The sequence below is a fragment of the Cellulomonas biazotea genome, from assembly GCF_004306155.1.
GTDB lineage: Bacteria > Actinomycetota > Actinomycetes > Actinomycetales > Cellulomonadaceae > Cellulomonas > Cellulomonas biazotea.
This window is the reverse complement of sequence record NZ_BIMR01000097.1, coordinates 1-9,988: the sequence shown is the minus strand read 5'-3', so window position 1 is coordinate 9,988 and position 9,988 is coordinate 1. Positions and strand designations below refer to the sequence as shown.

General features: G+C 71.9%; 7 protein-coding genes. 6 read left to right on the top strand and 1 reads right to left on the bottom strand.

The window, feature by feature from the left end; all coding sequences use genetic code 11:
- The 3 genes from CBZ_RS07905 to CBZ_RS07895 all read left to right on the top strand — a co-directional run.
- The coding region (locus CBZ_RS07905; protein ID WP_373862149.1) for an alpha-1,4-glucan--maltose-1-phosphate maltosyltransferase at window positions 1-2,169 on the top strand (2,169 nt) is incomplete at its 5' end.
- A 17-nt stretch (window positions 2,170-2,186) separates the two neighbouring features.
- The gene (treS, locus tag CBZ_RS07900) at window positions 2,187-3,977 is read left to right on the top strand and encodes a maltose alpha-D-glucosyltransferase (RefSeq protein WP_130781029.1); all 1,791 of its coding nucleotides are present in this window, start codon (window positions 2,187-2,189) and stop codon (window positions 3,975-3,977) included.
- Window positions 3,974-5,323 (top strand): maltokinase N-terminal cap-like domain-containing protein, encoded by a 1,350-nt coding sequence (locus tag CBZ_RS07895; protein WP_130781028.1) that lies wholly within the window; start codon window positions 3,974-3,976, stop codon window positions 5,321-5,323. The genes treS and CBZ_RS07895 overlap by 4 nt, the downstream gene beginning before the upstream one ends.
- 58 nt (window positions 5,324-5,381) lie before the next feature.
- Here CBZ_RS07895 and CBZ_RS07890 read toward each other — a convergent pair whose 3' ends face one another.
- Window positions 5,382-6,620: an ROK family transcriptional regulator gene (locus CBZ_RS07890; RefSeq protein WP_130781027.1), complete on the bottom strand. Its 1,239-nt coding sequence runs from the start codon at window positions 6,618-6,620 to the stop codon at window positions 5,382-5,384.
- 206 nt (window positions 6,621-6,826) lie between these two features.
- Here CBZ_RS07890 and CBZ_RS07885 point away from each other — a divergent pair, with 206 nt between their 5' ends.
- The 3 genes from CBZ_RS07885 to CBZ_RS07875 are packed head-to-tail and all read left to right on the top strand — an operon-like array spanning window position 6,827 to window position 9,959.
- On the top strand, window positions 6,827-8,155 hold the full coding sequence (locus CBZ_RS07885; RefSeq protein ID WP_130781026.1) for an ABC transporter substrate-binding protein: 1,329 nt from the start codon (window positions 6,827-6,829) through the stop codon (window positions 8,153-8,155).
- 11 nt (window positions 8,156-8,166) lie between these two features.
- On the top strand, window positions 8,167-9,141 hold the full coding sequence (locus tag CBZ_RS07880; RefSeq protein ID WP_130781025.1) for a carbohydrate ABC transporter permease: 975 nt from the start codon (window positions 8,167-8,169) through the stop codon (window positions 9,139-9,141).
- The gene (locus CBZ_RS07875) at window positions 9,138-9,959 is read left to right on the top strand and encodes a carbohydrate ABC transporter permease (protein ID WP_130781024.1); all 822 of its coding nucleotides are present in this window, start codon (window positions 9,138-9,140) and stop codon (window positions 9,957-9,959) included. Before CBZ_RS07880 ends, CBZ_RS07875 begins: the two co-directional genes overlap by 4 nt.
- Window positions 9,960-9,988: the final 29 nt, after the last annotated feature.

Below are 9,988 nucleotides of genomic sequence, written 5' to 3'. Positions count from 1 at the left end.
GCACCCGCCGGACCCTCGTCGACCGTCCCGGTCCCGGAGCCCGGCCCGGCCGGCCCGCTGGAGGCGGCAAGCGCGACCACCCTGCACGCGCCGGCCGCCGCCGCGCCCGCACCGACGCCCGTCCCGGCTCCCGCCGCAACCCTGTCCTCGGCCGGTCCCACGATCGGCCGTATCCCGGTCGTCGACGTCTCCCCCGTCGCCGAGGAGGGCCGCTTTCCCGCGAAGGCGGTCGTCGGCGAGGCGGTCCCGGTCCGCGCGACGGTCTTCCGCGAGGGCCACGACGCGGTCGCCGCGACGGCCGTCCTCGTCGACCCCGACGGCGTCGAGCACTCCCGTGCGCCGATGGTCGACATCGCCCCCGGCCTCGACCGGTTCGAGGCGCGCCTCGTCCCCGACCGCACGGGCGAGTGGTCGTTCCGCGTCGAGGGCTGGTCGGACCCGTTCGCGACGTGGGCGCACGACGCGACGATCAAGGTCGCCGCGGGCATCGACGTCGAGCTCATGCTCACCGAGGGCGGCCTGCTCCTGGAGCGCGCGGCCGCGCGGGCGGGCTCCGCCACCGCGGCCGGTCCCGACGCGCTCCCCGCGGAGGGCGCGGCCGTCCTGCACGAGGCGGTCGGCGCGCTGCGCGACACGACCCGAACCCCGGCCGAGCGGCTCGCGGCGGGCCTGGCGCCGGCGGTCCGCGCGACGCTCGCGGCACACCCGCTGCGTGAGCTCGTGTCGTCGTCGCGCGCGTACCCGCTGGTCGTCGACCGCCCGCTCACGCTCGCGGGCGCCTGGTACGAGATCTTCCCGCGCTCGCACGGCGCGGTGCAGGACCCACAGACGGGCGAGTGGCGCTCCGGCACGCTGCGCACGGCGGCGACGGACCTGCCGCGCATCGCGGGCATGGGCTTCGACGTCGTCTACCTGACGCCGATCCACCCGATCGGCTCGACGTACCGCAAGGGCCGCAACAACTCGCTCGACGCGCAGCCGGGCGACCCCGGCTCGCCGTACGCGATCGGCTCGGAGGCGGGCGGGCACGACGCGATCGAGCCGAGCCTCGGCACGTTCGACGACTTCGACGCGTTCGTCGAGTCCGCGCGCGGGCTGGGCCTCGAGGTCGCGCTCGACGTCGCCCTGCAGTGCTCGCCCGACCACCCGTGGGTGAAGGAGCACCCGGAGTGGTTCACGACGCGCGCCGACGGCTCGATCGCCTACGCGGAGAACCCGCCGAAGAAGTACCAGGACATCTACCCGCTGAACTTCGACAACGACCCGGCAGGCATCTACGCCGAGGTCCGGCGCGTGCTGCAGGTGTGGATCGACCACGGCGTGACGCTGTTCCGCGTCGACAACCCGCACACCAAGCCCCTCGACTTCTGGGCGTGGATCCTGGCGGACGTGCGCGCGGCGCACCCGGAGGTGATCTTCCTGTCGGAGGCGTTCACGCGCCCCGCGATGATGCAGACGCTCGCGAAGATCGGCTTCCACCAGTCGTACACGTACTTCACGTGGCGCAACACGAAGGACGAGATCGAGGAGTACCTCGCGGAGGTCTCGGGCGAGCAGGGCTCCTGGATGCGGCCGAGCTTCTGGCCGACGACGCACGACATCCTGCCGCCGTACCTGCAGGCGACGGGCGGCCGTGGGTTCGCGGTCCGCGCGGTGCTCGCGGCCACGGGCTCGCCGACGTGGGGCATCTACTCGGGCTACGAGCTCGTCGAGGACGTGCCGCGTCCCGGGGTCGACGAGCAGATCGACAACGAGAAGTACGAGCTCAAGCCGCGCGACTGGGCGGCCGCCGACGACCTCGGGATCGCGCTGCTGCTCGGCAACCTCAACCAGGTCCGCCGCGCGCACCCCGCGCTGCAGCAGCTGCGCAACCTCACGGTGCACCCGACGACGGACGACGCGCTCGTCGCCTACTCGCGGCACCTCGACGCGGCGCACTCCCCCACGGGCCGTGCGGACACCGTCGTGGTGATCGTCAACCTCGACACGTGGAACGCCCGCGAGGGCGTCGTGACGCTCGACCTCGCGGCGCTCGGCCTGCCCGCCGACCGCCCGCTGCGCGCGCACGACCTGCTGACCGACGAGACGTGGGAGTGGGGCGCGACGCCGTGGGTGCGGCTCGACCCGGCGACCCGTGCCGCGCACGTGATCCACCTGGAGGAGGCGTGACGTCGTCGCTGCCGCCGATGCCCGACGTCCGCCTGCGCGAGCCCGCGCCCACGACCGGCCAGATCATGCTCTCGGCCCTCCCGCAGCGCCGGCAGCCGACGGTCCCGGCCGCCGGCGAGGCCCGCCCGGGCCTGAGCGACGACCCGGACTGGTACCGCACGGCCGTGTTCTACGAGGTCATGCTGCGCTGCTTCTCGGACGCGTCCGGGCAGGGCAGCGGCGACCTGCGCGGCCTCATCGACCGGCTGGACTACCTGCAGTGGCTGGGCATCGACTGCCTGTGGCTGCCGCCGTTCTTCCCGAGCCCGCTGCGCGACGGCGGGTACGACGTCGCCGACTACACGGCCATCGCGTCGCAGTACGGCACGGTCGCGGACTTCCAGGACCTCATCTCCGAGGCGCACGCCCGCGGGATGCGGCTCGTCATCGACCTGGTGATGAACCACACGAGCGACCAGCACCCGTGGTTCCAGGCGTCCCGCTCGGACCCGGAGGGCCCGTACGGCGACTTCTACGTGTGGAGCGACGACAACACGCGCTACCAGGACGCGCGCATCATCTTCGTCGACACCGAGACGTCGAACTGGACCTTCGACCCCGTGCGCCGGCAGTACTTCTGGCACCGGTTCTTCAGCCACCAGCCGGACCTCAACTTCGAGAACCCGCGGGTCGTCGAGGCGATGATGGACGTCGCCCGGTTCTGGCTGCGGATCGGCGTCGACGGGTTCCGTCTGGACGCGGTGCCGTACCTGTTCGAGTCCGAGGGCACGAACTGCGAGAACCTCCCGGAGACGCACGCGTTCCTGCGGGACGTGCGGCGCATGATCGACGAGGAGTTCCCCGGCCGGATCATGCTCGCCGAGGCGAACCAGTGGCCCGAGGACGTCGTGCACTACTTCGGCACCGAGGAGGAGCCGGAGTGCCACATGTGCTTCCACTTCCCCGTGATGCCGCGCATCTACTACTCGCTGCGCGACCAGCGGGCGACGCCGATCACGGACATCCTCGCGGACACGCCGCCCATCCCGAAGGGCGCGCAGTGGTCGACGTTCCTGCGCAACCACGACGAGCTGACGCTCGAGATGGTCTCGACCGAGGAGCGCGCGTCGATGTACGGCTGGTACGCGCCGGACTCGCGCATGCGCGCCAACGTCGGCATCCGCCGCCGTCTCGCGCCGCTGCTCGACAACTCCCGCAAGGAGATCGAGCTCGCGCACGCGCTGCTGCTGTCGCTGCCGGGCAGCCCGTGCCTGTACTACGGCGACGAGATCGGCATGGGCGACAACATCTGGCTGCCGGACCGTGACGCGGTGCGCACACCGATGCAGTGGACGCCGGACCGCAACGCGGGCTTCTCGACGGCCGACCCCGGCAAGCTCTACCTGCCGCTCGTGCAGTCGCTCGTGCACCACTACAGCCACACGAACGTCGAGGCGCAGCTCGCGCAGCCGACGTCGCTGCTGCACTGGGTGCGCGGCATGCTCACGGTCCGCCGCCGCTACCCGTCGCTCGGCAAGGGCGACTTCCAGGTCGTGCCGTCGGACAACGACTCGGTGCTGACGTTCCTGCGGGTGACGCCCGAGCAGACCCTGCTGGTCGTCGCGAACATGGCGGCGACGGCCCGGTCGGCGACGGCGACGCTCGCCGGTCACGTCGGCTGGTCGATGCGGGACGTGTTCGGCGGCGCCGCGTTCCCCGCGGTGCGCGAGGACGGGACGGCGCTGTTCACGCTGGGCTCGCGGGACTTCTACTGGCTCGAGCTCACGCCTCCGGACGGGGCGGCGGCCGCCGGGCCGGGGGCGCGATGACGCTCGCCGCGACCCCGCCCGACGCCCTCGACGCGGCGCTGCTCGACGCGGCCCGCGACTGGCTGCCCGGCCGCCGGTGGTTCCCGGCGAAGGGCACGCAGGCGGAGCTGACCCTCGTGGGGTCGCTCGCGCTCGCTCAGGACGTCCGCGTGCTGCTCGTGCGGGCGCGGTCGGGGTCGATCGACGCGCTCCTGCAGGTCCCGCTCGTGCTGGGCGTGGAGCCCGCCACGGGCACCGCCGGTTCCGCCGACACCGTCGAGTCCACCGCCACCGACGTCGTCGGCACCGTCGACGGGCGCGCGGTGCTCGACGGCGCGGCTCACCCGTCCTTCGTCGCGGCGTGGCTCGCGGCGGCCGACGGCCCGGGCGCCGTGGTGGACCCGGCGACGTCGCGCGCGGCGTCGGGCGAGCAGTCGAACACGTCCGTCGTGCTGCGCGCAGCGCCGCAGGCCCCCGCACCGGTCGCGATCCTCAAGGTGCTGCGCGCGCTCGCGCCGGGCGAGAACCCCGACGTCGACGTCCCGCGGCACCTGGTGGACGTCGGCTCGTCGGACGTGCCCGCGCCGCTGGCCTGGCTCGAGGCGACCTGGCCCGACGCGAGCGGGTCCCCGGTCCAGGGCTACCTGGGCGCGATGAGCGCGTTCGTGCCGCAGGCCCAGGACGGGTTCGAGCTCGCCTGCGACGTGGCCCGGCGCGGCGAGCCGTTCGACGACCTGGCGCGCGAGCTCGGCGCGGTGGTCGCCGGTGTGCACGCCGACCTCGTGCGGGCGTTCGGCACGGACACCGCGACGGCGCCGCAGGACGGCCCCGCGGAGGTCGCGGCGGCGGTCGCGGGACGGTTCGCCTGGGCCGTCTCGGCGGTGCCTCAGCTCGCCCGCTTCGGCCCGGGGGTCGACGCGGTCGTCGCGCAGGTCCGGGCGCTGCCCGTCGCGCCGCCGCGGCAGCGCGTGCACGGCGACCTGCACCTCGGCCAGGTGCTGCGCTCGGGGTCGCGCTGGTTCGTCACGGACTTCGAGGGCGAGCCTCTCGCGCCGCTGGCGGCACGGACCCGTCCGGACCTCGCGCTGCGCGACGTCGCCGGCATGCTGCGCTCGCTCGACTACGCGGCGGCCGTGGGCGGGCTCACGGGCCCGGCCGCGCAGGCGTGGACGGACGCGGCGCGTGCGGCGCTGCTCGACGGCTACGCGTCGGCGGCGGTCGCCCGGGTCGTGGACGCCGAGGGCCGTGCGGTGCTGCTGCGCGCGCTCGAGCTCGACAAGACGCTGTACGAGGCCGTCTACGAGTCCCGCAACCGGCCGACGTGGCTGCCCATCCCCCTGGCCGGCCTGGAGCGCCTGGCGGGCTGACGCGCTGGCGCAGCACCCCGACGCGGTCGGCGGTGCGCGCCGCGACCGGACCGCGGCGTCACACGGTCGTCGGCACCTCCGCCACCCGGTCGAGCGTCATCCGCATCCCGGCCTGCCGGGGTGTGAGCTCGCTCTGCAGCACGAGCGCGGCCGCACCGACGGCGGCGGCCTCGGGGGCGTTGGAGGAGATGACGACGCGCACCGTGTGGTTCCCGCGGGCGAAGAACGACCGCGCGAGCCGCGCCTCGACCTCGGGCACGTAGAGCGACCCGGCGATCGCGAACGCGGGCCCGGTGAGGACGACGAGCTCGAGGTCGAGCACGTTGGCGAGCGTCTGCGCGGCCACCCCGACGTACCGTGCGGACCGCTGCAGGACGCGCAGGGGCGCCTCCTCGCCGCGGCTCGCGGCCCGGGCGAGCGTCGCGAAGTCCTCGGAGACGCCGCGGCCGGGGAGCTCGATGCCCTCGGCACGCGCCGCGGCGACGACGGCGCCGGGGCCGGCGAGGGCCTCGACGCAGCCGAGGCTCCCGCACCAGCACTCGGGGCCGTCGAGGTCGACGCAGATGTGCCCGACCTCGCCCGCGTTGGAGCTCGCGCCCCGGAAGACGGTGCCGTCGACGATGATCCCCGCACCGATGCCGGTGCCCATGTAGAGCGCGGCGAACGCGGACGCGTCGATGCCGCCGGACCAGTACTCGCCGATGGCGGCGGCGGTCGCGTCGTTGTCGAGCAGGACGGGCAGGCCGGTGGCGTCCTCGAGCGCGGCGGCGAGCGGGAACTCCGTCCACGCCTGCATGACGGGCGGCGTGAGGGTCATGCCGGTCGAGACGGTGATCGGCCCGGGCGAGACGACGCCGAGGCCCAGGACGCGCGCCGGGTCGACGCCGACGCGCGCGACGGTGGCGCGGATCTCCGCGGCGATGCGCGCGACGACCTCGCGGGGGTCGTCGGACCCGGCGCCGGGGCGCCGCCAGCGGGCGACGATCGCGCCGCCGAGGTTGGCGATGACGTAGGTGATGCCGGCGTGGTCGAGGTGCACGCCGACGGCGAACCGCGCGTACGGGTCGAGCTCGAGCAGCATGCGCGGCTTGCCGCCGGTCGACTCGGCGCGGCCGACCTCGACGACGAGCCCGTCGTCGATGAGGCGCCGCACGACGGTCGAGATGGTCGCGGCGGTGAACCCGGTGGCCCGGGTGAGCTCGACGCGGCTGATCGTCCCGGCTGCGCGGATGAGGTCGAGGATCGCGGCCCGGCTGCTGGCGTGCGCCGCTCCGAGGCCTGGTCGCAGGCTGCTCACGGCACCGTCCTCCCTCGCGTGTCCCCCGCGCGCTCACGATAACGATCCGGGCACGGAGAGCCCCAGCCGCGACACGCACGTTGACTAACTTTGTTCACTTGCCTAAGAATGCCACGCGGAGCAGGGTTCGCAATGACCCCGATGGTGACGAAGCCCCTCCACACCGGTCGGCACGCGGAGGTGCCGGCACGACGAGAGGATCAAGGATGTTCCCTCAGAAGCGACGCACGCGCCTCGTGGCGGTCGTTGCCGCCAGCTCGGTCCTCGCCCTCACGGCCGCCTGCTCGGGCGGCGGGGGCGGCGACGACGAGGCCAACGACGACGGCACCCCCTCCGGGTCGCTCACCGTCCTGACCTGGCGCACCGACCTCGTGGAGGACGGCACGTTCGACGAGTACGTCGAGCAGTTCAAGGCCAAGTACCCCGAGGTCACCGACGTCAAGGTCGAGGGCGTGACCGACTACGAGGGCACTGTCAAGACCCGCATGAACACCGACGACTACGGCGACGTCCTCGCCATCCCCGGCTCGGTCACCCCCGACCAGCTCCCCGACTTCTTCGAGCCGCTCGGCGACCAGGCCGAGATGGAGAAGGAGTACCGCTGGCTCAACGACAAGTCCTTCGAGGGCAAGTCCTACGGCATCCCCGTCGTCGGCAACGTCCAGGGCATCGTCTACAACAAGCGCGTGTGGGAGGAGGCCGGGATCACCGACTTCCCGACCACCCCGCAGGAGTTCCTCGACGACCTGCAGGCCGTCAAGGACAACGGCATCGCGGTCGCCCCGCTCTACACGAACTACAAGGACTCCTGGGCGCTGTCGCAGTGGGAGGGCTGGCGCGGGGCCGTCACCGCGAACCCCGACTACGTCAACGAGATGACGCAGTCCGACACCCCGTGGACCGACGAGACCGACACGGGCGTCATCGACGGCACGATCTACGACGTCGTCGCGAACGGCCTCACCGAGGCCGACCCGACCACGACCGACTGGGAGGGCAGCAAGCGCCTCATCGGCGTGGGCGACATCTCCGCGATGGTGCTCGGCTCGTGGGCCATCCCGCAGATGGCCGCGGCCGCCGAGGCCGCGGGCGCCGACCCGGCGGACATCGCGTACATGCCGACGCCCGCGCAGGTCGACGGCAAGTTCCACACGGTGGCCGGCGGCGACTACAACCTCGCGATCAACGTGAACTCGAAGAACAAGTCCACCGCCCGCGCGTGGATCGACTGGTTCAACCACGAGTCCGGCTTCTCCGAGGCGCAGGTCGGCCTCTCCCCGCTCATCGACGGCCCCGTTCCCGCGGCCCTCGAGGGCTTCATGGCCGAGGTCGAGCTCATCACGATGAACCCGGCACCCGAGGGCAAGGAGTCGCTGTTCGCGGACATCGACACCGCGTCGGGCATCGTCACGACCGACCCGAAGTACCGCCAGCAGATCATCGACGACGCCCGCTCCGGTGCCCGCACCAAGGCGCAGATCTTCGACGACCTGAACGCCAAGTGGGCCGAGGGACGCGCCGACGCCGGCGCCTGAGGTCCCCCACCATGACGACCGCACCCACGGGCCTGTCCGGCCCCGCCGTCGCGGCCACGTCTGAGTCCGACGCGGCCCGCCCCACCCGGAAGTCTCCGGGTGGGGTGGGCCGTGGCTCCGCGTGGTACCGCCGGCTCACGCCCTACCTGTTCCTGCTCGTCCCCGTCGGGCTGCTCCTGCTCCTGACGTACACGCCCGTCCTCAACATGTTCTGGTACTCGGTGACCGACTGGGACGGGCTCGACAAGACCAAGAACTTCGTCGGCACCGAGAACTACGTCGAGGTGTTCACCGACCCCGACAACCTGCGGGTCTTCTACGTCTCGCTGTTCTACGTCGTCGGCTCGTTCGTCCAGATGGCGCTCGCGCTGTACTTCGCGACGATCCTGTCGTTCAAGGTGCGGTTCAAGAACATGTGGAAGGGCATCCTGTTCTTCCCGTACCTCATCAACGGCGTCGCGATCGGCCTGATCTTCCTCAACTTCCTCAAGCCGGGCGGCGGCCTCGACACCGTCCTGATGAACACCGGGCTCGAGAGCCTCGTCCGGCAGTGGACGGGCGACCCGGAGGTCGCCAACTACGCGCTCGCCGCGGTGTCGGTCTGGCGCTACACCGGCCTGACGTTCGTGATGTTCCTGGGCGCGATCCAGTCGATCAACTCGGACATCTACGAGGCCGCGTCGCTCGACGGCGCGAACCGCTGGCACGAGTTCTGGCACATCATCCTGCCGTCGATCCGCCCGATCGTCGGGCTCGCCTTCATCCTCGGCATCTCCGGCTCGCTGTCGGTCTTCGAGATCCCGTTCGTCATGACCGGCGGCTCCAACGGCACCGAGACGTTCGTCATCCGCACCGTCTGGATGGCCTTCCAGCGCAACATGGTCGGGCTCGCCTCGGCGATGGCCGTCGTCCTGCTCGTGTTCGTCCTGCTGGTCACGTGGCTCCAGCGGAAGCTCATCCCGGAGGAGGAGGTGGACCTCACGTGAAGGCGCTCACCACGACCGCGAAGTACGTCACGCTCGTCATCGCCTCGGTCTTCACGCTGCTGCCGCTCGGGCTCATCCTGTTCGGGTCGTTCAAGACGAACCAGGAGTTCCTCTCGACCGGGCCGCTGTCGCTCCCGCAGGACTGGTTCAACTTCGAGAACTACGCGACGGCGTTCACGCGCGGCGGCATGGGGCTGGCGTTCTTCAACACCGTGCTCATCTTCGTCGCGGCCATCGCGGGGACGATCCTCATCGGCGCGGCGACGGCGTACGCGCTCGACCGGTTCCGGTTCCGCGGCCGCTCGGTGGTCCTCGCGCTGTTCCTGCTGGCCACGCTCGTCCCGGGCGTCACGACGCAGGTCGCGACATTCCAGATCATCAACGGCCTAGGCCTGTACGGCTCGCGGTGGGCGCTGATCCTGCTGTTCATGGGGACGGACATCGTCTCGATCTACATCTTCGTGCAGTTCATGCGCAGCATCCCGAAGTCGCTCGACGAGGCCGCCATGATCGAGGGCGCGGGGCACCTGCGGATCTTCTTCCAGATCATCCTGCCCAACCTCAAGCCCGCGATCGCGACGGTCGTCATCATCAAGGGCATCGGCATCTACAACGAGTTCTTCCTGCCGTTCCTCTATCTCAACGACCCGTCGACCCGGCCCATCTCGACCGCGCTGTTCGCGTTCAAGGGCCCGTACGGCTCGCAGTGGGAGGTCATCTCGGCCGGCGTGATCCTCACGATCATCCCGATCCTCGTGCTGTTCCTGTTCCTGCAGCGGTACATCTACAACGGCTTCACCTCGGGCGCGACGAAGTAGCCGCCAACCCGTCGCGGGGGGGCCCGGCG